The 22,287-nt window shown below is 69.3% G+C and carries 25 protein-coding genes; 17 read left to right on the top strand and 8 right to left on the bottom strand.

The features are described 5' to 3' along the window. On the top strand, positions 1-560 hold a 560-nt coding region (locus ACILR4_RS08025), incomplete at its 5' end, for a methyl-accepting chemotaxis protein (RefSeq protein WP_395700320.1). On the opposite strand, the gene dhaK (ACILR4_RS08020) is transcribed toward ACILR4_RS08025, so the two are convergent. Both dhaK (ACILR4_RS08020) and ACILR4_RS08015 read right to left on the bottom strand, forming a co-directional pair. Next, entirely contained in the window at positions 538-1,521 is a 984-nt protein-coding gene (dhaK, locus tag ACILR4_RS08020) for a dihydroxyacetone kinase subunit DhaK (protein ID WP_395700324.1), read from the bottom strand. The two genes, ACILR4_RS08025 and dhaK (ACILR4_RS08020), sit on opposite strands and share 23 nt — an antisense overlap. A 48-nt stretch (positions 1,522-1,569) precedes the next feature. Continuing rightward, complete coding sequence (locus ACILR4_RS08015) at positions 1,570-2,607, bottom strand: LacI family DNA-binding transcriptional regulator (protein ID WP_395700319.1); 1,038 nt, start codon at positions 2,605-2,607, stop codon at positions 1,570-1,572. A 387-nt stretch (positions 2,608-2,994) separates the two neighbouring features. On the opposite strand from ACILR4_RS08015, the gene ACILR4_RS08010 reads away from it, so the two are divergent. The 11 genes from ACILR4_RS08010 to ACILR4_RS07960 all read left to right on the top strand — a co-directional run bounded on the left by ACILR4_RS08010 (position 2,995) and on the right by ACILR4_RS07960 (position 13,061). Next, on the top strand, positions 2,995-4,269 hold the full coding sequence (locus ACILR4_RS08010; protein WP_395700323.1) for an ABC transporter substrate-binding protein: 1,275 nt from the start codon (positions 2,995-2,997) through the stop codon (positions 4,267-4,269). A 107-nt stretch (positions 4,270-4,376) separates the two neighbouring features. Further along, a complete protein-coding gene (locus tag ACILR4_RS08005; RefSeq protein ID WP_395700318.1) occupies positions 4,377-5,279 on the top strand; it encodes a carbohydrate ABC transporter permease in 903 nt (300 codons plus the stop codon). Continuing rightward, the gene (locus ACILR4_RS08000; RefSeq protein ID WP_395700317.1) at positions 5,276-6,223 is read left to right on the top strand and encodes a carbohydrate ABC transporter permease; all 948 of its coding nucleotides are present in this window, start codon (positions 5,276-5,278) and stop codon (positions 6,221-6,223) included. Before ACILR4_RS08005 ends, ACILR4_RS08000 begins: the two co-directional genes overlap by 4 nt. After that, positions 6,220-6,411, top strand: coding sequence for a hypothetical protein (locus ACILR4_RS07995; protein ID WP_395700316.1), 192 nt, complete (start codon positions 6,220-6,222; stop codon positions 6,409-6,411). The genes ACILR4_RS08000 and ACILR4_RS07995 overlap by 4 nt, the downstream gene beginning before the upstream one ends. A 5-nt stretch (positions 6,412-6,416) precedes the next feature. Continuing rightward, positions 6,417-7,523 carry an ABC transporter ATP-binding protein gene (locus tag ACILR4_RS07990; protein WP_395700315.1) on the top strand — a complete coding sequence of 369 codons (1,107 nt, stop codon included), beginning with the start codon at positions 6,417-6,419 and terminating at the stop codon, positions 7,521-7,523. Next, a complete protein-coding gene (locus tag ACILR4_RS07985) occupies positions 7,516-8,541 on the top strand; it encodes an ABC transporter ATP-binding protein (protein WP_395700314.1) in 1,026 nt (341 codons plus the stop codon). The genes ACILR4_RS07990 and ACILR4_RS07985 overlap by 8 nt, the downstream gene beginning before the upstream one ends. A 29-nt stretch (positions 8,542-8,570) precedes the next feature. After that, entirely contained in the window at positions 8,571-9,221 is a 651-nt protein-coding gene (gene dhaL / locus ACILR4_RS07980) for a dihydroxyacetone kinase subunit DhaL (RefSeq protein ID WP_395700313.1), read from the top strand. After that, positions 9,218-10,201 carry a dihydroxyacetone kinase subunit DhaK gene (dhaK, locus tag ACILR4_RS07975; protein WP_395700312.1) on the top strand — a complete coding sequence of 328 codons (984 nt, stop codon included), beginning with the start codon at positions 9,218-9,220 and terminating at the stop codon, positions 10,199-10,201. The genes dhaL and dhaK (ACILR4_RS07975) overlap by 4 nt, the downstream gene beginning before the upstream one ends. A gap of 7 nt (positions 10,202-10,208) precedes the next feature. Next, complete coding sequence (locus ACILR4_RS07970; RefSeq protein WP_395700311.1) at positions 10,209-11,333, top strand: ABC transporter substrate-binding protein; 1,125 nt, start codon at positions 10,209-10,211, stop codon at positions 11,331-11,333. Beyond that, positions 11,330-12,106 (top strand): triose-phosphate isomerase, encoded by a 777-nt coding sequence (gene tpiA / locus ACILR4_RS07965; protein ID WP_395700310.1) that lies wholly within the window; start codon positions 11,330-11,332, stop codon positions 12,104-12,106. The genes ACILR4_RS07970 and tpiA overlap by 4 nt, the downstream gene beginning before the upstream one ends. Before the next feature lie 415 nt (positions 12,107-12,521). Further along, a complete protein-coding gene (locus ACILR4_RS07960) occupies positions 12,522-13,061 on the top strand; it encodes a sensor histidine kinase (protein WP_395700309.1) in 540 nt (179 codons plus the stop codon). Here ACILR4_RS07960 and ACILR4_RS07955 read toward each other — a convergent pair. Next, positions 13,051-14,208 (bottom strand): hypothetical protein, encoded by a 1,158-nt coding sequence (locus tag ACILR4_RS07955; protein WP_395700308.1) that lies wholly within the window; start codon positions 14,206-14,208, stop codon positions 13,051-13,053. The two genes, ACILR4_RS07960 and ACILR4_RS07955, sit on opposite strands and share 11 nt — an antisense overlap. Positions 14,209-14,299: 91 nt before the next feature. Continuing rightward, on the bottom strand, positions 14,300-14,797 hold the full coding sequence (locus tag ACILR4_RS07950; protein WP_395700307.1) for a group 1 truncated hemoglobin: 498 nt from the start codon (positions 14,795-14,797) through the stop codon (positions 14,300-14,302). A 125-nt stretch (positions 14,798-14,922) separates the two neighbouring features. Here ACILR4_RS07950 and plsY point away from each other — a divergent pair, with 125 nt between their 5' ends. The 4 genes from plsY to ACILR4_RS07930 all read left to right on the top strand — a co-directional run bounded on the left by plsY (position 14,923) and on the right by ACILR4_RS07930 (position 17,499). Further along, positions 14,923-15,591, top strand: a complete 669-nt coding sequence (plsY, locus tag ACILR4_RS07945; RefSeq protein ID WP_395700306.1) for a glycerol-3-phosphate 1-O-acyltransferase PlsY — start codon at positions 14,923-14,925, stop codon at positions 15,589-15,591. A gap of 1 nt (position 15,592) precedes the next feature. Next, positions 15,593-15,937, top strand: a complete 345-nt coding sequence (locus ACILR4_RS07940) for a RidA family protein (protein ID WP_395700305.1) — start codon at positions 15,593-15,595, stop codon at positions 15,935-15,937. Positions 15,938-15,939: 2 nt separating this feature from the next. After that, positions 15,940-16,362, top strand: a complete 423-nt coding sequence (locus ACILR4_RS07935; RefSeq protein ID WP_395700304.1) for a glutaredoxin family protein — start codon at positions 15,940-15,942, stop codon at positions 16,360-16,362. Positions 16,363-16,470: 108 nt separating this feature from the next. Next, on the top strand, positions 16,471-17,499 hold the full coding sequence (locus ACILR4_RS07930) for a hypothetical protein (RefSeq protein ID WP_395700303.1): 1,029 nt from the start codon (positions 16,471-16,473) through the stop codon (positions 17,497-17,499). Between the two features lie 23 nt (positions 17,500-17,522). Here ACILR4_RS07930 and ACILR4_RS07925 read toward each other — a convergent pair whose 3' ends face one another. Further along, a complete protein-coding gene (locus tag ACILR4_RS07925; RefSeq protein ID WP_395700302.1) occupies positions 17,523-18,146 on the bottom strand; it encodes an L-threonylcarbamoyladenylate synthase in 624 nt (207 codons plus the stop codon). Between the two features lie 70 nt (positions 18,147-18,216). On the opposite strand from ACILR4_RS07925, the gene ACILR4_RS07920 reads away from it, so the two are divergent. After that, on the top strand, positions 18,217-18,837 hold the full coding sequence (locus ACILR4_RS07920) for a DUF3617 domain-containing protein (protein ID WP_395700301.1): 621 nt from the start codon (positions 18,217-18,219) through the stop codon (positions 18,835-18,837). Here ACILR4_RS07920 and ACILR4_RS07915 read toward each other — a convergent pair. Genes ACILR4_RS07915 through ACILR4_RS07905 form a run of 3 tightly spaced genes read right to left on the bottom strand, consistent with a single transcriptional unit; the run spans position 18,827 to position 22,129 of the window. Beyond that, positions 18,827-19,699, bottom strand: a complete 873-nt coding sequence (locus ACILR4_RS07915) for a 3',5'-nucleoside bisphosphate phosphatase (RefSeq protein WP_395700300.1) — start codon at positions 19,697-19,699, stop codon at positions 18,827-18,829. The two genes, ACILR4_RS07920 and ACILR4_RS07915, sit on opposite strands and share 11 nt — an antisense overlap. A 40-nt stretch (positions 19,700-19,739) precedes the next feature. Continuing rightward, positions 19,740-20,930: a CaiB/BaiF CoA transferase family protein gene (locus ACILR4_RS07910; protein WP_395700299.1), complete on the bottom strand. Its 1,191-nt coding sequence runs from the start codon at positions 20,928-20,930 to the stop codon at positions 19,740-19,742. A 14-nt stretch (positions 20,931-20,944) separates the two neighbouring features. Further along, on the bottom strand, positions 20,945-22,129 hold the full coding sequence (locus ACILR4_RS07905) for an acyl-CoA dehydrogenase (protein WP_395700298.1): 1,185 nt from the start codon (positions 22,127-22,129) through the stop codon (positions 20,945-20,947). Positions 22,130-22,287: the final 158 nt, after the last annotated feature.

Raw genomic sequence — 22,287 nt, 5'->3', positions numbered from 1 at the left:
AGATGGCGCGCATCTGCGACAGCAGCAAGCGCATTGCCGAGATCACCGGCGCCATCGACGCCATCGCGTTCCAGACCAACATCCTGGCGCTCAATGCCGCGGTGGAGGCCGCGCGTGCCGGCGACAGCGGCCGCGGCTTCGCGGTGGTGGCCGGCGAGGTGCGCAGCCTGGCCCAGCGCTCGGCCGCGGCGGCCAAGGAGATCAAGCAGCTGATCGCCGGCAGCGTCGAGGAAGTGCAGGGCGGCTCGACCTTGGCCGATGCCGCCAGCGCCCGCGTGCAGCAGATCCTGGCCGGCGTGCAGCGGGTCAACGGCATGCTCGGCGAGATCAGCACCAGCACGCGCGAGCAATCGGACGGCCTGGGCCACATCAACGAATCGGTGGCCACGCTGGACCGGATGACGCAGCAGAACGCGGCACTGGTCGAGCAATCGGCCGCCGCGGCCGAGAGCATGAAGGCCCAGGCCGCCGCGCTGGTGGCGGCGGTGTCGCAGTTCCGCTTGCAGGCGGTGGAAGAAGCGGTGGCGGAGGCGGGCGCTACCAGCGCAAGGCCGGCGTGACGACAGGGGCGTCCCACAGCCGCAGCAGCTCGTCGTCCAGCGCCGTCAGCGTCAGCGAAGCGCCGGCCATCTCGAGCGAGGTGCTGTGGTTGCCGACCAGCCAGCGCTTGACCTGCAGGCCTTGGGCGCGCAGCTGTTGCGTGGCGATGTGGTTCAGCAGGTGCAGCTCGATCAGCGGCGTGCCGCCGAAGCCGTTGACATGCAGCAGCACCTCGCGCCCGGCGGCCAGGCCCAGGTCTTTCAGCACCGGCTCGAGCAGCAGCGCGACGATGTCGTTGGCCGGCATCAGCGCGCGCCGGTAGCGCCCCGGCTCGCCGTGGATGCCGACGCCCACCTCCATCTCGCCAGCGCCGATGTCGAAGGTGGGCGCGCCGGCCTCGGGCACGGTGCAGCTCGTCAGCGCGACGCCCATCGACGCAGTGTTGGTGTTGACCCGTGCGCCCAGCGCCTTGCACTCGTACAGGTCGGCACCGGCCTCGGCGGCGGCACCGATCATCTTCTCGACCACCAGCGTACCGGCCACGCCGCGGCGGCCCGGGGAGCGGGTGGAGTAGTCGACCGCCACATCGTCGTTCACCAGCACGGTGGCGCAGTCGATCTCCAGCATGTCGGCCGCCACCTGGAAGCTGGCGACATCGCCGGCGTAGTTCTTCACGATCATCAGCACGCCCTGGCCGGCCTCGACGCGTTGGGCTGCCGCCGCGATCTGGTCCGGCGTGGGCGCGGTGAACACCTCGCCCGGGCAGGCGGCGTCGAGCATGCCGTGGCCGACGTAGCCGGTGTGCAGAGGCTCATGCCCTGAGCCTCCTCCGGAAAGCAGCGCCACCCGGCCTTGCTTGGCCTGGCTGCGGACGACAAACAGCGGCGACTCGTTCAGCACCAGCAGGTCCTGGTGCGCGAGGACCAGCCCGGCGACGCTGTCGCGCACCAGGTCTTCGGAGGCATTGAGGAACTTCTTCATCGCCGCGTCAGGGGCTCGGGCCATTGTGGGTTGCAGGGGGCGTGGCTGTCACGCGAGGTTTTCCGCGGTCAGGATCTCGATGCGCGGGTTGTTGATGGCCAGCGCGCCGCGCACCCCGTCGCACAGCGCGCGCAGCACCCGCGTGGCCGCGGTCACCGCGTACTGCACGTCCTGGTGCAGCAGGTAGCTCAGCGCGCCCGACAGCAGCATCGAGCGGTGCACCTCGAGCAGGTCGTGCGCGATGAACACCAGCTCGTGGCCATAGCCGTGTTCGGCCAGTGCTCTGGCCACGCCGAAGCTGCAGGGGCCGACGTTGTAGATGCCGCTGAGCCGGCCGCCTGTGGCCGCCGGCGCCAGCACGCCACGGGCGTACTCGTAGGCCTCGTCCTCCGACTCGGGCAGCTCGAACAGGCGCAGCGCCTGGGCCAGCGGAAAGCGTTCCTCGAGCACTTGCTGGAAGCCGATGCGGCGATCGATCTCGGCGGCGTAGCGCGTGGCCGGTGACAGCAGCGCGCACAGCGACTGCTGCTCGCGCGGCAGCGAGCGCCCCAGCAGCAGACCGGCGGTGCGGCCGGCGGCGCGGCTGTCGGCGCCAATCGCGGTTTCGCGCAGCGAGCCGGGCACGTCGGAGAACAGCGTCACCACGTGCACGCCGGCGCGCACCAGCTCGTTGATCGCCAGCTTCACCGGCGGCACGTCCGGCGCCAGCAGCGCGATGCCATCGAGGTCGGACAGCTTGCCCAATTCGACCGCGAAGGCCTGGGGGTCGACCGCGGGCAGCCGGTGCGTGACCTCGGTGATGTGCTGGTGGCGAAAGTCGCCGGCCGCCTGCGCGATGACCCGGTCCACCAGGTCGAAGAAGCCCAGGCGCGCGGCCGGCAGCACGAAGGCGAAACGGTAGTTCGAGGTCGAGCGGGGCCGGCCGCGGATCGGCGCAGCGCCGCCCAACGCGGCCATCGCCTCACGCACCTTGCGCACCGTGGCCGGGTTGACGCCGGGCCGGTTGTTCAGCACCCGGTCGACCGTGGCCGTGCTGACGCCGGCCGTCTCGGCAATCTTGGTGATGGTGACCGGGGTCGTCGTCATGAGCGCCGCGTGGAATGCCGCCAGGAACTAAATCGATCGCAGTGTCGCCGATTCGGCGCCTGTTGACCAATGGGAGCTCCCCGAGGGCAGCAGAGGTGATGGCGTTCGGGTGTGCGACCTGCGCCCCAGTTCACGCACCGCGATGACGCGCCTGATTGATTTAGGGTTTCCATTGAGTGATTTATTAATTGATGTTCCTACACTTCATCCCAAGGGCCGCATCAAGCGCTGGTGGCGGGCCCCTGGCCCGGGGCGGCAGCGAGCCGCGCCCGATGCAAAAGCCCGCGGCGTCACGGCCGCAAACCGATTTCGAACAGGAGACCGAGGATGAGCTTCAACAAGACCCGGCTGGCCATCGCCGCGAGCACGCTCGCGACGGCCGCGCTGATGTGTGGTGGCGCGCAGGCCCAGCAGAAACAGTTGACGCTGTGCTGGGCGGCCTGGGACCCGGCCAACGCCCTGGTGGAACTGTCGAAGGACTTCACCGCCAAGACCGGCATCGCGATGAAGTACGAGTTCGTGCCCTGGCCGAACTTCGCGCAGCGCATGCTCAACGAGCTGAACTCCAAGGGCAAGCTGTGCGACCTGCTGATCGGCGACAGCCAATGGATCGGCTCGGCGGCCACCGAAGGCCACTACGTCAAGCTCAACGAGTTCTTCGACAAGAACGGCATCAAGATGGCCGACTTCGCGCCGGCCACCGTCGAGGGCTACTCGACCTGGCCCAAGGGCACGAAGAACTACTACGCGCTGCCGGCCATGGGCGACGCGGTGGCCTTCACCTACCGCAAGGACTGGTTCGCGCGCCCCGAGCTGCGCGCCGAGTTCAAGCAGAAGTACGGCCGTGACCTGGCCCCGCCCAAGACCTGGGACGAGTTCAAGCAGGTCGGCCAGTTCTTCCAGAACCGCACGATCGACGGCAAGAAGGTCTACGGCGCGGCGCTCTACACCGAGCGTGGCTCCGAGGGCATCACGATGGGCGTGACGAACACGATGTACGCCTATGGCATGGAGTACGACAACCCGAAGAAGCCGTATGACATGAAAGGCTTCATCAACGGCGCCGGCGCCGTGAAGGGGCTCAAGCTCTACAAGGAGCTGTACGACAGCATCACGCCGCCGGGGCACTCCAACGCCTACATGACGGAGAACCTGGACTCGTACAAGTCGGGCCAGGTGGCGATGCAGATGAACTTCATCGCCTTCTTCCCGGGCATCTCGAAGGACCCGCAGGTCGGCGGCGAGAAGACCGGCTTCTTCGCCATCCCCAAGGGTGACAAGCAGTTCGCGCAACTCGGCGGGCAGGGCATCTCGGTCGTCAAGTACTCCGACAAGAAGGACCTGGCGCTCGAGTACATGAAGTGGTTTGCCCAGCCGCAGATCCAGCAGAAGTGGTGGGACGGCGGTGGCTTCACCTGCCTGAACGCCATCCTGAACCAGCCGGGCTTCGCGACCAGCACCTCGTATGCGCAGGTGTTCCAGGACTCGATGAAGATCGTCAAGGACTTCTGGGCCGAGCCGAGCTACGCGCAGCTGCTGCTGGCAATGCAGAACCGCGTGCATGACTACGTGGTGGCCGGCAAGGGCACGCCCCAGCAGGCGCTCGACGCGCTGGAAAAGGACTGGGAAGAGGTCTTCAAGGAAGACGGGAAGATCAAGTGAAGCCGGGTGCGTTCGCGCGGTGGGCCCTGCGACCCAATCTGACGCCCACGGCGGGTACGCACGTTGCGGAGGGCGCTGCCCTCCGCGGCACGGACTCTCCGAAGATCATGAACAAGCCCTTCGCAGCCAATCCCGGCTTGTCGGACCGCACGCTGGCCTGGATCTTCGTGGCCCCCACCATCGTGCTGCTGCTGGCCTTCAACATCTTTCCGTTGATCTGGACCATCTGGCTCTCGTTCACGAACTACCGAGCGAACCGTCCTAACGCCGAAACGGCGTGGATGTCGATCGGCAACTACCAGCGCGTGCTGAACGATCCGGCGATCTGGGAGAACTTTCGCGCCACCGCGCATTTCCTGGTGTCGTCGATCGTTCTGCAGCTGGTGCTGGGCTTCGTGCTCGCGCTGCTGCTGAACAAGCGCTTCCGTTCGCACGGCTTCTGGAGCACCGCGATCCTGCTGCCGATGATGCTGGCGCCGGCCGTGGTGGGCACCTTCTGGAAGTACTTCTTCGAGCCCCAGTACGGCATCTTCAACCACATCGTCAACTTCTTCGGCGGGCCCGGCACCTTCACGATGCTTGGCGACGTCCGGCTCTCGCCCTGGGCCATCGTGCTGGTGGACACCTGGATGTGGACGCCGTACGTGATGCTGCTGCTGCTGGCCGGCCTGCGCTCGATCCCGCCCTACCTGTACGAGGCGGCCGAGATCGACCGGGCCTCGGCCTGGACCACCTTCTGGCGCATCACGCTGCCGATGGTGCTGCCCTTCATCATCCTCGCGCTGCTGTTCCGCACCATCGAGAACTTCAAGATGTTCGACCTGGTGGACCAGCTGACCAATGGCGGTCCCGGCTCGGTGACCGAACTGGCCTCGATCCACCTCAAGCGCGAGGCCTTCGAGAAGTGGCGCACCGGCTACGCCTCGGCCCTGGCGATCATCATGTTCGTCTCGATCTACGGGCTCTCGCTGGTGGCGGTGCGCTTCCTGGACAAGGTGAAGCAGCGATGAGAACCGTTCCCCACTCTCCATTGGAGCCCAGCGCTCGCGCGAAGTGGTTCGCCGGCATCGTCGTGATCGGCTATGCGCTGGTCTCGCTGATCCCGCTGGCCTGGATCTTCATGACCAGCTTCCGCACGCCGCAGGACGCGATCGCCTACCCGCCGAAAGTAGTGGCCGAATCCTCGCTGATCGGCTACGTCAACCTGTTCACGACGCGGTCGCGCGTCTCGGCCGAGGAGCTGGCCGCGCTGCCGCCGCCGGCCACCTGGTACGAAAAGCTGGTGCGCGAGCAGCAGATGATCCTGGCCGGCCCGTCGCGCTTCATCGACCGCTACTCGAACTCGCTGCTGATCGGCTTCGGCTCGACCCTGCTCTCGGTGGTGCTGGGCACGCTGGCGGCCTATGCCTTCTCGCGCTTCCGCGTGCCGGGCAAGGACGACCTGCTGTTCTTCATCCTGTCGACGCGGATGATGCCGCCGATCGCCATCGCGATCCCGGTGTACCTGATGTTCCGCCAGATCGGCCTGAACGACACCCATGTCGGCCTGATCCTGCTGTACACGGTGGTGAACCTCTCGCTCTCGGTCTGGCTGCTCAAGGGCTTCATGGACGAGATCCCGCGCGAGTACGAAGAGGCCGCGATGGTCGACGGCTACACCCGCTGGCAGGCCTTCCTGAAGGTGGTGCTGCCGCAGGCGGCCACCGGCATCGCGACGACCTCGATCTTCTGCCTGATCTTCGCGTGGAACGAGTACGCCTTTGCACTGCTGTTGACCAGCGGCACCGCACAGACCTCGCCGCCGTTCATCCCGACCATCATCGGCGAGGGCGGGCTCGACTGGCCGGCGATGGCCGCCGGCACCACGCTGTTCCTGCTGCCGGTGCTGCTGTTCACCGTGCTGCTGCGCAAGCACCTGCTGCGCGGCGTGACCTTCGGAGCCATCAGGAAATGAAGCGCTTTTTTCACCGTGCACCGTGGGAACACGGCACCACCGCGCTGATCGGCATCGGCCTGGCCATGCTGATGCAGCCCTGGTCGATCGAGGTCTACAGCTACGGCTTCACCGTGCTGCTGGCCGGCGTCATCGGCTATTCCATCGCCGGCAAGCTGCCGCAAGGCCCTCGGGCTTCGCAGGATTGATCACCATGGCCGAGATCCGAATCCAGAACCTGCAGAAGCGCTTTGCCGACTTCACCGCGGTGAAGAACTCCTCGCTGCTGCTCGAAGACGGCAAGTTCGTCGTGCTGCTGGGGCCCTCGGGCTGCGGCAAGACCACCACCTTGCGCATGATCGCCGGGCTCGAGTACCCGACCGCCGGGACGATCACCTTGGGCGGTAGCGACGTCACCTACCTGCGGCCGCGCGAACGCGACATCGCGATGGTGTTCCAGCTCTTCGCGCTGTACCCGCACCTGGGCGTGCGCGAGAACCTGGAGTTCCCGCTGCGCAATGAAGGCGTGCCCAAGGCCGAGATCCGGCGCCGGGTGGACGAGGTGGCCGGCATCCTGCGCATCGGGCATCTGCTGGGTTCGCGCGTTGGGGGCCTCGCAGGCGGCGACCGTCAACGTGTTGCCTTGGGCCGCGCCATCGTGCGCGAGCCCAAGGCCTTTTTGATGGACGAGCCGTTGGGCACGCTGGACGCCGAGTTCCGCGAGCTGATGTGCGTGGAGCTGCGCAAGCTGCACGAGCGGTTGAAGACCACCACCGTGTTCGTCACCCACGACCAGAACGAGGCGATGGCGCTGGCCGACCACATCGTGGTGATGGACCGCGGCGAGATCCTGCAGGCCGACGACCCGCACGGCATCTACCACTTCCCGTCCTGCGTGTTCGTCGCGCGCTTCATCGGCCGCCCGCCGATGAACCTGCTGCAGGTGCACGGCGCGGTCGAAGCCGGCGCGCAGCGCGTGCAGCTGGACGGGCAGGCCATCGAGGTGCCGCCAGTCGAAGCCAGCGCCGGGCGCGCGCTGCTGGGCGTGCGGCCCGAGCATGTGCGGCTGCAGCCGGCGGGCAGCGGGCTGGCCGGCCAGGTCGAGAGCGTCGAGTATTTCGGCTCGCACTGGATCGCCGAGCTGAGCACCGCTGCCGGCTCGCTGAAGGCACTGGTCGACAAGGGCACGCGCCCGGTCGAGGGCGAGCGCGTCGGCCTGGCCTTCGACACCGCGCGCCTGGTGCTGTTCGACGCCGACAGCGGGCGCCTGATGCCCAGCGTCACCACCTCTGCCCACCGACCGAGCATGCGCCATGGCTAGCATTTCCCTGCAAGGCATCACGAAGCGCTTCGGCGCGGTGACGGCCGTCGACGAGCTCCATCTCGACATCGCCGATGGCGAGTTCTTCGTGCTGCTGGGCCCCAGCGGCGCGGGCAAGACCACCACGCTGCGGCTGATCGCCGGCCTGGAAGCGCCCGATGCCGGCGTGCTGCGCATGAACGGCCAGGACCTCGGCGGTGCGGCGCCGGCGCAGCGCGATTGCGCCTTCGTGTTCCAACAGTATTCGCTGTACCCGCACCTGAGCGTGTACGACAACATCGCCTTCCCGCTGCGCGCGCCAATGCGCCGCCTGCCCGAGGCCGAGATCCGCCGCCGCGTTGAGCGCGTGGCCGCGCTGCTGCACATCGACAGCAAGCTGCAGCGCAAGTCGACCGCGCTGTCCGGCGGCGAGATGCAGCGCGTGGCGATCGGCCGCGCGCTGGTGCGCGAGCCGCGCGTGTACCTGATGGACGAGCCGCTGTCCTCGCTGGACGCCGGGCTGCGCGAGGAACTGCGCGTCGAGCTCAAGCGCCTGCAGCGCAGCAGCGGGGCCACGGTGGTGTACGTCACGCACGACCAGGTCGAGGCGACGACGCTGGCCGACCGCATCGCGATCCTCGAGCACGGCCGCGTGCGCCAGGTGGGCACGCCGCGCGAGATCTACGACCAGCCGCAGACGCTGGACGTCGCGCAGCGCCTGGGCTCGCCGGCGATCAACGTGCTGCCGGCGGCCTGGTTCGCCGGCCATGTGGATCCGCGGGCGGTGCATGTGGCGATCCGGCCCGAGGACGTGGTGCTGGGGCCGGACGACGGCTCGCCGGCCTACCACGTCATCGAATGCTCGCTGGTCAAGCACCTGGTGATTGCCGAACGATCGGGCGTCGAGGTGCGCGCCCGCAGCCTGCACGACCAGGCCCTGGTGCCCGGCGCGCGCGTGCAGTACGCCTTTCCCGCCGAGCGCTGCATGTTCTTCGATGCAAGCGGACATCGCCTGGCCACGCCCGCCGCCCACGCCTGACCCACCGAAGCGACCGACAAGGAGAAATCTTGAACACCCCGATGATCATCGACGCGCTCGCCGCCGTGCAAAGCGCCATCCTCGCCAACGAGGCGCAGATCGAATCGCTGGACCGTGCCATCGGCGACGGCGACCACTTCATCAACGTGCGCCGCGGCTGCGAGGTGGCGGTGGCGATGAGCCCCGAGTTGCGCACGCTGCCGCCGGCGTTGGCGCTGCACAAGGTCGGCATGAAGCTGCTGGGCACCATCGGCGGCGCCTCGGGCCCGCTGATCGCCAGCTTCTTCATGGCCATGGGCAAGCAGCTCGAAGGCGTCGAGGAGCCGAACCGCAGCGAGTTCGCGCTGGCCTTCGCCCAGGGTGTCGAGGCGATCAAGACCCGCGGCAAGGCCGACGTCGGCGAGAAGACGATGCTGGACGTGCTGATCCCGGTGTCGCGCCTGCTGCTGCGCCTGACCGAGGAGCATGCGGCGCTGGCGCAGGTGTGCGCGCAGCTGACGCACGAGGCCGAGCAGAACATGCTGGCCACGCGCGACATGATCGCCAGCAAGGGCCGCGCATCCTTCCTCGGCGAGCGCGCGCTGGGTCACATCGACCCCGGCTGCAAGACCTGCGCGGTGGCCATCGCCGCCGTCTGCCAGACCGTGCTGCAACAGGAAACGCCGTCGGAGGCCGCATGAAGAAGTTCATCAACGACGTCGAATCGGTGATGCGCGAGTCGCTCGGCGGCATGGTCGACGCGCATCCCGGCCTGCTGCGGGTGGAGTTCGAGCCGACCTTCGTGGCCCGGGCCGAACGCGCGGAGAAGAAGGTGGCGCTGCTGTCCGGCGGTGGCTCGGGGCATGAGCCACTGCACGCCGGCTTCGTCGGCCGCGGCATGCTGGACGCCGCCTGCGCAGGCCAGGTGTTCACCTCGCCCACGCCGGACCAGATCCTCGGCGCGGCCTCGGCCGTGCACTCGGGCCAGGGCGTGCTGCTGATCGTCAAGAACTACTCCGGCGACCTGATGAACTTCCAGATGGCCAGCGAGATGATGGAGCTGGAGAACGCCACCGTGCTGGTCAATGACGACGTGGCGGTCGAGAACTCCACCCACACCACCGGCCGCCGCGGCGTGGCCGGCACGGTGATGGTCGAGAAGATGGTCGGTGCGGCCGCCGAGGCCGGCGCCACCTTGCTGGAGTGCAAGGCGCTGGGCGACCGCGTCAATGCCGCCACCGCGTCGATGGGCGTGGCCTTCACCAGCTGCACCGTGCCGGCGGCCGGCCGCACCACCTTCGACATCGGCGACGACGAGATGGAGATCGGCGTCGGCATCCACGGCGAGCCCGGCCGGCGGCGCGAGAAGATCAAGCCCGCGAGCCTGATCGTCGACGAGCTGATGCGCGCGATCCTGGCCGACCTGAAGCCCGGGCGCGGGCGCGAGCTGCTGCTGCATGTCAACGGCTTCGGCGGCACGCCGCTGATGGAGCTGTACCTGCTGTACCACTGCGCCGCGCGCCGCCTGCGCGACGAAGGCCTGGTGCCGGTGCGCTCGCTGGTGGGCAACTACACCACCGCGCTGGAGATGGCCGGTGCCTCGCTGACGGTGACGCTGCTCGACGACGAGCTGAAGTCGCTGTGGGACGCGCCGGTGCACACCGCGGCGCTGCACTGGTAGCCGGGCCATGCGGCGGCGCCACCTGCTCCTGGGCTCGGCAAGCCTGCTGACCGCGACGGCCGGCGCGCGCAGCGTGGGCCCGACGCCGATCAGGATCGGCCAGTCGGCGCCGATCAGCGGGCCGCTGGCGCGGGTGGGCGTGGCCTGCCGCGACGCGGCGCTGGCGGTGTTCGCCGACGTCAATGCGCAGGGCGGGATCGGCGGGCACGAGATCGAGCTGGTCACGCTCGACGACGAAGACCGCCCCGAGCGCACCGCCGTCAACGTCAAGCTGCTCGCCGCGCAGCACCAGGTGCTGGCGCTGTTCGGCTTCGTCGGTGCCGGGGCGCACCGCGCCGGCGCGCGCGGCGCGGCCGAGGAAGGCCTGCCCTACATCGCCGCCTTCAGCGGCTCGCAGGAACTGCGCTCGGGCCTGCTGCCCTGGGTCTACAACCTGCGCGCCGGCCACGTCGACGAGGTCGAGTACATCGCGCGCCACACGCGGCAGATCGGCATCGGCCGCGTCTCGCTGCTGGCCGAGTACAACTCGCAGGGCTGGGAACTGCGGGACGCGATGATGGCTTCGTTCGAGGCGCGCGGCGACACCGTGGCCTCGATCAGCAGCATCGACCACGAGGGCAGCGAGCACAGCCTGCCCGGCGCGGTGTCCTCGGTGCTGGCGGGCGACCCGCAGGCCATCCTGCTCGGCGCCGACTACGTGGCCAGCGCGCACTTCGTCGACGCGGTGCGGCGTGCCGGCTACCAGGGCCTGTTCTATACGCTGTCCACCGTCGGCGGCACGGCCTTGATGGACCTGCTGGGGCCGCGCGCCGTCGGGCTGTCGGTGACGCAGGTGGTGCCTTTCCCGTGGGCCGGCTCGTCGCAGGTCGGCCGCGTCTTTCAGGCGTTTTGCACGCGGCATCGGCTGGAGATTTCTTTCGCCAGCATGGAGGCCTACCTCGCGGCCAGCCTGCTGGTCGATGCGCTGCGCAGCATGCGCGAGTTCACGCCCGCGAAGCTGGCCGAGGCGCTGGATCGATTGCCGCCGCGCGACTTCGGTGGCTACCTCGGCGGCTTCCATGGCAAGGCCCGGCGCACGCCGGCCCAGGTGGACCTGACCGTGTATTCGCGCGCCGGGAAGTTCGTCAGATGAATCCGCGCAAGCTGGTGATCGGCAACTGGAAGATGAACGGCTCGGTGCCGCGCTTGCGCAGCTTTGCCGCGCTGGCCGCTGCCGCGCCAGGCGGCTGCCCGGCGGCGCTGTGCGTGCCGTACCCGCTGCTGCCCGCGGCGCAGACCCTGCTGGCCGCCACGCCGCTGCTGTGGGGCGCGCAGGACTGCTCGGCCGAGGACGAAGGCGCCCACACCGGCGAGGTGTCGGCCCGCATGCTGGCCGAGCTGGGTGTGCGTTATGTGATCGTCGGCCAATCCGAGCGCCGTGCCGCGCATGGCGAGACCGACGGCCAGGTCGCGCTGAAGGCGCGGCGGGCGCTGGCCGCTGGCCTGACGCCGGTGGTGTGCATCGGCGAGAGCGCGGAGGAGCGCGACGCCGAGCAGACCGCGCTGGCGCTGCGCCGCCAGCTGCTGCAGCTGGCACGCACGCTGGGCCGCGAGCTGGGTGCGGTGGTGCTGGCCTACGAGCCGGTGTGGGCCATCGGCAGCGGCCAGGCGCTGGCGCCCGGGCTGATCGACGACACGCATGCGGTGATCGCCGAGCTGCTGGCCTTCCATGCCGGGCTGCCTGCCGGCACGGTGCCCATCCTCTACGGCGGCAGCGTGAATGCGCGCAATGCGCAGGCCATCCTGGGCCGCCAGCAGGTGGCCGGCGTGCTGGTGGGCGGCGCCTCGCTCGAGGCGGCGGACTTCATGGCCATCTGGCAGGCCGCCGCGCATCAAGGGCGCGAAGTGTCCGGCATCGGCGCCTGATTCGAGACAACCGGACTTGGGACTTTCGAGGGAGCCGTTTTGGTCCTCGCAAAGGAGACCAGCATGTGCATCCCGGTGGATGACGACAAGACCCTGCGTTCGGCGAACATCGCCCGCGCAGCTGCAGTGGCCGTGATGGACGTGCCCGAACCTGCATCCAGCCTGGAGCAGCAGGTGCGCGAGGCGCGCCTGCTGACCGAACGGCTGGAAGACGTGGCCCGCGCCTCGGGCGACTGGCTTTGGGAGACCGACGTGCGGCACCGCTACACCTGGGTCCACGACTCCTTGTCGTTCGCGCACGACCACGGCATCCGGCCGCCGCGGGTGGGCGACCTGATCCCCGATGGCACGATCGAGGCGCTGCGCCGCGCGAAGGAGCAGGCCGAGGCCAGCAGCCAGGCCAACCGGCTGGCACATGGTGGACGTGCTGGACCTGCTGATGGAGCTGGGCCGCGCCGGAACCGCCGGCGCATTGCTGCAGAGCGCGCCGGTGGACATGCACGAGGTGGTGCGCGATGCGATGCGCATCACCGAGCGCGATGCGCAGGCGCGCGGCATCGCGGTGCTGTTCGACGACCGCAGCGCGGTCGCGGCGATGGGCGACCGGCGTGCGCTGTGTCAGGTGGTGGTGAACCTGGTGAGCAACGCGATCAAGTACAACCGGCCGGGCGGCCGCGTGCGGGTTCGGGTGCAGTCGGGTGCGGAAGCCCGCATCGAAGTCCACGACACCGGTCCCGGCCTGACCGAGGAACAGATCGGCAGGCTCTACCGGCCCTTCGAGCGCCTGGGCATCCAGGATTCGCAGGTCAAGGGCCACGGGCTCGGCCTGTCGATCTGCAAGGAGCTGGTGGGCTCGATGGGCGGCGAGATGCGCGTGCGCAGCCGCGTCGGACAGGGCACGACCTTCACGGTGCTGCTGCCGCTGCACCAGACCGCATGCTCGCTCACGGCGTGACCAGACCCTGCATGCGCACCACCTCGAACTGCTCGCCCTTCACGCTGCCGAGTTCGCTGACCAGCTTGTCGTTGTTCCAGCGCGCATCCGGCGCGCCGCTGACGTACCAGTTGCTGCCGTTGTCGGCGACGATCAGGCCGTAGGTCTTCATTGCCTGCAGCAGCGCGCGGCTCTCGGTGCTGAAGCTGGCGGGGATCGCGTAGCTGGCCTTCAGCCGCACGCGCATGCCCATCGGCGGCAGGTTGGCGCTGGTGTCGCTGGAGGCCCAGTGGTTGGCCGGTGGCAGGTAGGCCTTGCGGCTCCTGGCCACCGTGAAGCGCAGCGCATGGCGGATGCCGCCGGGGCCGAGCGCGGCTTCCTCCCAGCGCGCCAGGCCGGGGAAGATGGGCAGGCCGGCGGCGTCGGCACTGGTCCAGCCGGGCTGGGCCGTGGGTCGCACGGTGTCGCTGTCGAGGTGGAACACGGCACCGCAATCGGCCAGCCAGCCGCCGCCCTTGGCCGGGAAGGCGCGGTACAGCTCGTACAGCCGGTTGTTGTCGCGGTCGATCACCAGCACATGGCGGTCGCCGCGGCTGCGGGTGCCACCTTCGATCGGTGCGTCGGAAGGCACGGGGTAGGGGCCGGGGTCGCTCTCGTCGCCATAGGCCACGAAGCGGATCCTGACCTTGGGCTGGTTGCCGGCCACCACGACATACGGAATGCCGATCGGTGCGCCCTGGTACAGGCCGGCGCCGAAGTCGGGGTGCAGGCCGGTGGACAGGCCGATGCTGGCGATCAGCGCGGCCGAGTTCGGATCGACGGCCTGCGTGTCGATCGCGGTGTTCCAGGCGTTGGTGGCCGGAAAGGCGATGGCACCGTTCAGAGCCGCGCCGGCGCCCAGGCTGGCGCCGGCAAAGCTGCCGTACACCGGCGCGGCCTGCACCACGGCGCGCGCCTCGGCCGGCAGCGCGGCGTTCTTGCCGGCCTGGGCATGCTGGGTGGGCATGGCGGCCGGGTCGTCTTCACCGCCGCCGCCGCAGGCGCCCAGCAGCAGCGCGCCGCCTGCGCCGAGCAGCAGGCCGCGGCGGTCGAGGATGGCCGTGGCGGGCAGGTCGAGAAAGAGGCGCAAGGGCCGCAACGGGCGGCGTGCGGGCAGCAGGGGCTTCATCGGCGCATTGTCCGAAGGCCCTGTCGGCCGCGGGGGTGGCAGGCTTGTAAGCGCGGTAACCCGGCGCAGCCCGGGGTCGCGCGCGGCGTGATCAATGCACGGTGATCACGTCGCGGTGCATCGGCGCCAGCCGGGCCAGCAGCTGGTTCTGCGCGGCGAAGGGCACGCCGCGTGCATCCATCGCCTGCTGCAGCACCTCGACCAGCGCATTGAAGTCCTTGCGGCCGATCTTGAGATCCGCATGCGAGTTCTTCATCGTCTCGCCGTCGTAGACGCAGGGGCCTTCCAGCACGACGCAGAACTGGTCGGCCAGCTGCTTCTTCAGGTTGCGCGGGTTGCTGTCCTTGAAGAAGGGGGCCAGGCGCGCATCGGCCTTGAGGCGGTCGACGAACTCGCTGCTCAGCTGCTGCAGGCCGCTCGGGCCGCCAAAGGCCTGCAGCGCCGGGCTGGGTTCGGCATGGGCCGGGCCCGGCAGCGCCCCCAGCAGGACGGCGTGCAGCGCGCACAGCGTGAGGGCCGCCCGCCACTGCCGGGCGCGCTTCCAGCAGGGCAGGGCATGGCCGGGCGATGAGGGGGTACGGGCTGACATCCTGCTTCCATCGGCGTGCCGGCGCCGAACTTGAGGCGGTCTGCCGCCCGGGGGCGGGGGGGGGACCGACCGGCGCGCGCTCACATCCGGAAACCGTACACTTCGCCACCTCACTGCCCTGACCCATGGACCTGCTCTACAGCCTGGTGGCCATCGTGGCCGCCTACCTGATCGGCTCGCTGTCGTTTGCCGTGATCATCAGCCGCGCAATGGGCCTGGCCGATCCGCGCAGCTACGGCTCGAAGAACCCGGGCGCCACCAACGTGCTGCGTTCGGGCAACCGCAAGGCTGCGGTGCTGACGCTGGCCTTCGATGCGCTCAAGGGCTACGTGCCCGTGCTGCTGGCCTTGCTGCTGCAGCCACGCTACGGCTATGGCGAGCTGACGATCGGCCTGGTGGGCCTGGCCGCCTTCCTCGGCCACCTGTGGCCGGTGTTCTTCCGCTTCGTCGGCGGCAAGGGCGTGGCCACCGCGGCCGGCGTGCTGCTGGCGCTGAACCCGGGGCTCGGGCTGGCGACCTTGCTGACCTGGGTCATTGTCGCTGTCTTCACGCGTTATTCCTCGCTGGCCGCCCTGGTGTCGGCCGCGTTCGCACCGTTCTACCAGCTGCTGATCTGGGGCCCCTCGCCGCTGGTGCTGTCGGTGGCGGTGATGAGCCTGCTGCTGATCTGGCGCCACAGCGCCAACATCCAGAAGCTGCTGGCCGGCACCGAATCCAGGCTGGGGCAGAAGGCGGCCGCCCCGGCGGCACCGCATCACCCCCATCCGCATCACCACAAGAAAGGACATCACTGACATGGTTCAACGCTTCGACCCGGGCCCGCGCCTGTCCGAGATGACGGTGCACAACGGCGTGTGCTACCTCGCCGGGCAGGTGGCCGTGAGCGGCGCGCCCGACATCCGGGCGCAGACGCGCGAGGTGCTGGCCGCCATCGACGCGCTGCTGGCACGCGCCGGCAGCGACAAGACCCGCGTGCTGCGCGCCGAGATCTTCCTGGCCGACATGGCCGACTTCGCCGGCATGAACGAGGTCTGGGCCGAGTGGGTGGTGCCTGGCCACACGCCGGCCCGCGCCACGGTGCAGGCCGCGCTGGCCAAGCCGGAGTGGAAGGTCGAGATCCTGATCACCGCCGCCGCTTGATCTTGAGCACCGCCGCCGGTCCCGCTGCCAAGCCTGCGGCCGAAGTGCGCCGCTCGGTGCTGGTGCTGATCGGCCTGATCCTGCTGTTCTGCGCGGGCACCCAGTGGTGGCACTGGCACAACGAGCGGCAGATCACCCGGGCACTGGCGGCGGCGGCCAAGCCCGGCGACATCGTCATGTTGTGCGCGGACAGCTCCGAGTTCTGCGAGATGGCGCGCAGCTACCTGAAGACGCATGGGGTCAGCTTCAGCGAATGTTCGGGCGAGCGCGACGCCGACTGCGCGGCGCGCTACAAGGCGCTGCTGGCCACGCTGCAGACGCCGGGCATGTCCATGACCCCGGGCATGCCGGTGATCGTGGTGCGCGGCCAGGCGCAGCATGGCTTCATGCCGGCCAAGGTGCTGGAGCGTCTGAACGGCGCTTGAGCCTGGCCGGCTTGCAACCGCCGGCAACACCTGCTTTCACATTGCCGCTGCAGGCCCGGTGCGGCAGGCCGATGACGCAAGAGTCGATCTCTCTTGCCTGTCATCACCATGCGCCGTTGCCTGCTGCCCTTGTTGTCCGTGTCTCTCGCCGGCGTGCTGGCCGGCTGTGGAGGCGGCGAGGAACCCGCGCCCGCCGTCTCGGCCCAGGCCGGCGATGCGACGGCGGCGGTGCGCCGCACCGTGCAAGGCCTCACGGACAGCCAGCGCATCGCGGCGGCCACCGCCACCGCCGGCAGCAGCACCAATGCCTGCAGCACGGTGCGCCCGTTCTATTGGGAAATTGGAGCGGCCAGCGGCAAGCTCGCGGCCGGCTCGGTGAACAGCGGCGCCAGCACCACGACCTACAACGCCAACACGCCGATGGCCATCGCCTCGGCCTCGAAGTGGCTGTATGCGTCCTATGTCGCGCAGAAGCGCGGCGGCGTGCTGAGCGCCAGCGACATCAAGTTCCTGACCCTGCGCAGCGGCTACACCAACATGTACACCGCGTGCACCTCCACGCAGACCGTGGATGCCTGCCTGAACAGCAACGGCAACGGCACCTACAACCCCAACACCGACAACCGCTTCTACTACGGCAGCGGCCACATGCAGAAGCATGCCAGCGGCATGGGCCTGGGCGCGATGCTGCCCAAGGCGCTGGCCACCGAGGTGCAGTCGCAGCTGGGCACCGACCTGGCGATCGGCTACAACCAGCCAGCGATGGCGATCGGCGCCTATGCCACGCCCGATGCCTACGCGCGCTTCCTGCGCAAGCTGATGAACAAGCAGCTGAAGATGGGCAGCCTGCTCGGCAGCAACAAGGTCTGCACCAGCCCCAGTGCCTGTGGCCTGAACCAGGCGCTGGTATCGCCGGTGAGCAGCCCCTGGCACTACTCGCTGGGCCACTGGGTCGAAGACGATGCCGGTGGCGATGGGTCGTTCAACAGCCTGGGCGCCCTGGGCTTCTACCCCTGGATCGACGCGACGCGCAGCTATTACGGCGTGCTGGCGCGCATGGCCGACGGTGGCATGGACGGCTCGCGGCAATGCGGTCAGCTGATCCGCAAGGCCTGGACCAGCGGTACCAGCCTCTGACCCAGCCTGTCGGCTGGCTGTCGTTACAGGCCCAGCCGATCCAGCGGGCCGCGTCCTTCGCGCACCAGCACCGGCTCGGGGCCGCTGAGGTCGATCACCGTGGTCGGCTCCATCGGGCAGGCGCCCGCGTCCACCACCGCCTGCAGCGTCTTCTGGTAATGCGCGCGGATTTCGTGTGGGTCGTTCAGCGGCTCGGTCTGGCCGGCGGGGATCAGCGTGGTGGCCAGCAGCGGCTGGCCGAGGATGCCCAGCAGCTCCTGCGTCACCCGGTGGTCCGGCACGCGCAGCCCGATGGTGCGGCGCGACGGGTGTGACAGGCGCCGCGGCACTTCCTTCGTCGCCTCGAGGATGAAGGTGTAGGGCCCCGGCGTGCCCAGCTTCAGCAGCCGGTACTGGCGGTTGTCGACACGCGCGTAGCTGGCCAGCTCCGACAGGTCACGGCACAGCAGCGTCAGGTGGTGCCGCTCGTCGACCTGGCGGATGCGGCGCAGCGCTTCGGCGGCCGCCTTGTCGTCGAGGTGGCACACCAGCGCGTAGCTCGAATCGGTGGGCACCGCACAGACGCCGCCGTCGTGCAGGATCTGCGCGGCCTGCTTCAGCAGGCGCGGCTGCGGGTTGTCGGGGTGGACTTCGAAGTATTGCGACATGCATGATCCCGGCTGGGATGGCCGCCATGGGGCGCGGTCGCCAAGCCTCGAGGAAGCCGGGATTATGAACATGCCAAGCACCATCCGACTCAACGCCGTCGCTGTCGCGCTGGCGGCCCTGCTGGGCGCTGCCGTGGCGCATGCCGACGACGGCATGCCCAAGCGTAAGCCCGGCCTGTGGGATTTGTCGATGCAGATGGACACCATGGGCGGCCAGCCGATGAAGTCGCAGCAGTGCATCGACGAGAAGACCGACGAGGCGATGCAGCGCCGCGGCATGTCCGGCCGAGAGGACAAGGCCGAATGCAGGCAGACCTCGCTGAAGAAGGTGAGCGGGGGCGTCGAGTACGAAGCGGAATGCAAGGGCGCCGAGGGCATCACCCGGATCCAGGCCCGCATGACCGGCGACACCAACAGCAGCTACACGGTCGACAACACGATGACCTTCACCCCGCCGCGCCATGGCATGAGCCAGATGCACATGGTGGTGAAGGCCAACTACGGCGGCGCCTGCCCGGCCGGCATGAAGCCGGGCGACATCCGCATGGCGGGCATGACCATCAACCCCACCGCGCAGCCGCAGGGCGGCCCGCCGGCGGGCTTCGACCCGAAGAAGCTGCAGAGCATGAGCCCCGAGGAACGCATGAAGTACCTCGAGGAGATGAAGAAGGCCTACGGCGTCAAGCAGTAGGGGCCGGTTGACGGATGCGGTGCTGCAGCCGTTCCCACACCGGCTGCAGGCCGCCGGGCAGGTCGGGCAGGTCGCCCAGGTCGATACGGCTTTCGCCGGGGCCATGGAAGTCGCTGCCACGCGAGGCGGCCAGGTCGAATTCCTTCGCCATCTGCGTGTACTTGGTGACGTCGGCCGTGCCGTGGCTGCCGGTGAGCACCTCCACGCCTTCGCCGCCGTGGGCCTTGAACTCGCTGAACAGCGCGTATTCCTCGGTGGGCGTGAACTTGTAGCGGCCCGGGTGGGCGATCACCGCCACGCCGCCGGCCCCGCGGATCCAGCGCACCGTCTCGCCCAGCCCGGCCCAGCGGTGCGGCACGTAGCCCGGCTTGCCTTCGACCAGGTAGCGGCGGAACACCTCGCCGTTGTCGCGGCACACACCGGTGTCGACCAGCCAGCGCGCGAAGTGCGTCCGGGCCACCAGGTCGGGGTTGTGCACATAGGCCAGCGCGCCTTCGTAGGCGCCCTTGAGCCCGACCTTGGCCAGGCCCTCGGCCATCTCGCGCGCGCGCTGCAGGCGGCCTTCGCGGGTGCGTGCCAGGCCCGCCTGCAATGCTGCGTCGGCGGCGTCGACGCCCAATCCGACGACATGCACGGTTTCGCCGGCGAAGGTGACGGAGATCTCCACGCCGCCCAGCCACGCAATGCCCGCGGCCTGCGCGGCCGCCGCGGCGCGCGCCTGGCCGCCGAGTTCGTCGTGGTCGGTCAGGGCCCAGAGCTCGACGCCGTTGTCGGCGGCGCGGCGGGCCAGGGCTTCGGGTTCGAGCGTCCCGTCCGACAGCGTGGAGTGGCTGTGGAGATCGGCGTTCAGCAGATGATGCACTGCGGCATTTTAAGAAGCCGCTGCCGCCGGCGCCTTGACATCAGTCCTTGTCCCGGCTCGGCCAACGGCCATCGCGCGCCAATGCGTCACGGATCGCCGCGCCATGTTCGTCCAGCCGCGGCGGCGGCAGGTCGGCCTGCGGGCGCTGGCCGTCCAGCCGCATCGGGTTGGCGATCATCGGGATGCCGTGCACATCGACCTGCATGCCGCGCGCCACGACCTGGCGGTGCGTCAGCACCTCGGGCACTTCGAGGATCGGCGCGCAGGGCACGGCATTGGGCTCCAGCAGCGCGGTCCATTCGGCGGTGGTGCGCGTCAGCATCCACGGGCCAATGATCGCGATCAGGTCGTCGCGGTGCGCGAGCCGCGCGCTGTTGGTCTTGAAGCGCGGGTCCTCGGCCACCGCGGCCTCGCCGCCCAGCGCGCAGAAGCGCGCGAACTGACCGTCGTTGCCCACCGCCAGCACGATGTGGCCGTCCTTGGTGGCGAACACCTGGTAGGGCACGACGTTGATGTGCGCGTTGCCCATGCGCTTGGGCGTCTTGCCGCCGACCAGGTAGTTGCTGGCCTGGTTGGCCAGCATCGCCACCTGCACATCGAGCAGCGCGGCATCGATGTGCCGGCCGCGGCCGGTGCGACCGCGCTCGATCAGCGCGGCGAGGATGGCGGTGCTGGCGTACAGGCCGGTGAACAGGTCGGCCACCGCCACGCCCACCTTCTGCGGCTGGCTGCCGGGCGTGCCATCCTTCTCGCCGGTGATGCTCATCAGCCCGCCGGTGGCCTGGATCGCGAAGTCGTAGCCGGCCGCCTGCGCATAGGGCCCGTCCTGGCCGTAGCCGGTGACCGAGCAGTAGACGAGGCGCGGGTTCAGCGCCGCGAGGCTGGCGTAGTCCAGCCCGTACTTCGCGAGCTGGCCGACCTTGTAGTTCTCCAGCACCACGTCGGCCTCGGCGGCGAGCTGCTTCACCAGCGCCGCGCCCTCCGGCGTGGCGATGTCGATCGCGATCGAGCGCTTGCCGCGGTTGCAGCTCAGGTAGTACGCCGCGGTGCGGTCTTCGGCCGGACCCCACCACGGCGGGCCCCAGGCGCGCGTGTCGTCGCCCGTCTCGGGGCGCTCGACCTTGATGACGTCGGCGCCGTAGTCGGCCAGCAGCTGGCCGCTCCACGGCCCGGCCAGCACGCGCGAAAGATCCAGGACACGAATGCCCTGCAGCATCTGGGGGCCGCTCATCGTGGCGGGCGCAATCAGTTGCTGAACGCGGCGATGCCGGTGATGGCACGCCCCAGGATCAGCGCGTGGATGTCGTGCGTGCCTTCGTAGGTGTTCACGACCTCCAGGTTCACCAGGTGGCGCGCGACGCCGAACTCGTCGCTGATGCCGTTGCCACCCATCATGTCCCGCGCGACGCGGGCAATGTCCAGCGCCTTGCCGCAGCTGTTGCGCTTGAGGATCGAGGTGACCTCGACCGACGCGGTGCCCTCGTCCTTCATGCGGCCCAGGCGCAGGCAGCCCTGCAGGCCCAGCGCGATCTCGGTTTCCATGTCGGCCAGCTTCTTCTGCACCAGCTGGTTGGCGGCCAGCGGGCGGCCGAACTGCTTGCGGTCCAGCGTGTACTGGCGGGCGCGGTGGAAGCAGTCCTCGGCCGCGCCCAGCGCGCCCCAGGCAATGCCGTAGCGCGCCGAATTCAGGCAGGTGAAGGGGCCCTTCAGGCCGCGCACCTCGGGGAAGGCGTTCTCCTCGGGGCAGAACACCTCGTCCATCACCACCTCGCCGGTGATGCTGGCGCGCAGGCCGACCTTGCCGTGCACCGCCGGCGCGCTCAGGCCCTTCCAGCCCTTCTCGAGGATGAAGCCGCGGATCGCGCCTTCGTCGTCCTTGGCCCACACGACGAACACGTCGGCCACCGGCGAATTGGTGATCCACATCTTCGCGCCGCTGAGGCTGTAGCCGCCGGCCACTTTGCGGGCGCGGGTGATCATGCTCGAGGGGTCGGAGCCATGGTTCGGCTCGGTCAGGCCGAAGCAGCCGATCCACTGGCCGCTGGCCAGCTTGGGCAGGTACTTCTGCTTCTGCGCTTCGGTGCCGAACTCGTTGATCGGCACCATCACCAGCGACGATTGCACGCTCATCATCGAGCGGTAGCCGGAGTCGATGCGCTCGACCTCGCGCGCCACCAGGCCGTAGCAGACGTAGTTCATGCCGGCGCCGCCGTAGGCCTCGGGGATGGTCGGTCCGAGCAGGCCCAGCTCGCCCATCTCCGGGAAGATGGTGGCGTCCATCTTCTCGTGGCGGAAGGCTTCCAGCACCCGCGGTGCCAGGCGTTCCTGGCAATAGCTGCGCGCGGCGTCGCGCACCGCGCGCTCGTCGTCGGTGAGCTGGGCGTCCAGCAGCAGCGGGTCGTCCCATTGGAAGGCGGCGTGCTTGGCCATGGTGGTGTCTCGCTCCGGAAAGAAGGGGTGGCAGGGCAGGGAATGGCCTGGATGCTAGGCCCGGCCCGCGCACTCGGCAACCGATTCTTTGGCACCCAGATATGCACTGGCAGAATGTCTGGTGTCCCCCGTTCCCCGTGGGCGGACCGAAGCTTGTG

Source organism: Aquabacterium sp., from assembly GCF_044226965.1.
GTDB lineage: Bacteria > Pseudomonadota > Gammaproteobacteria > Burkholderiales > Burkholderiaceae_C > Pseudaquabacterium.
The sequence above is the reverse complement of the archived record's forward strand: the minus strand, read 5'-3'. Positions and strand labels throughout refer to the sequence as shown.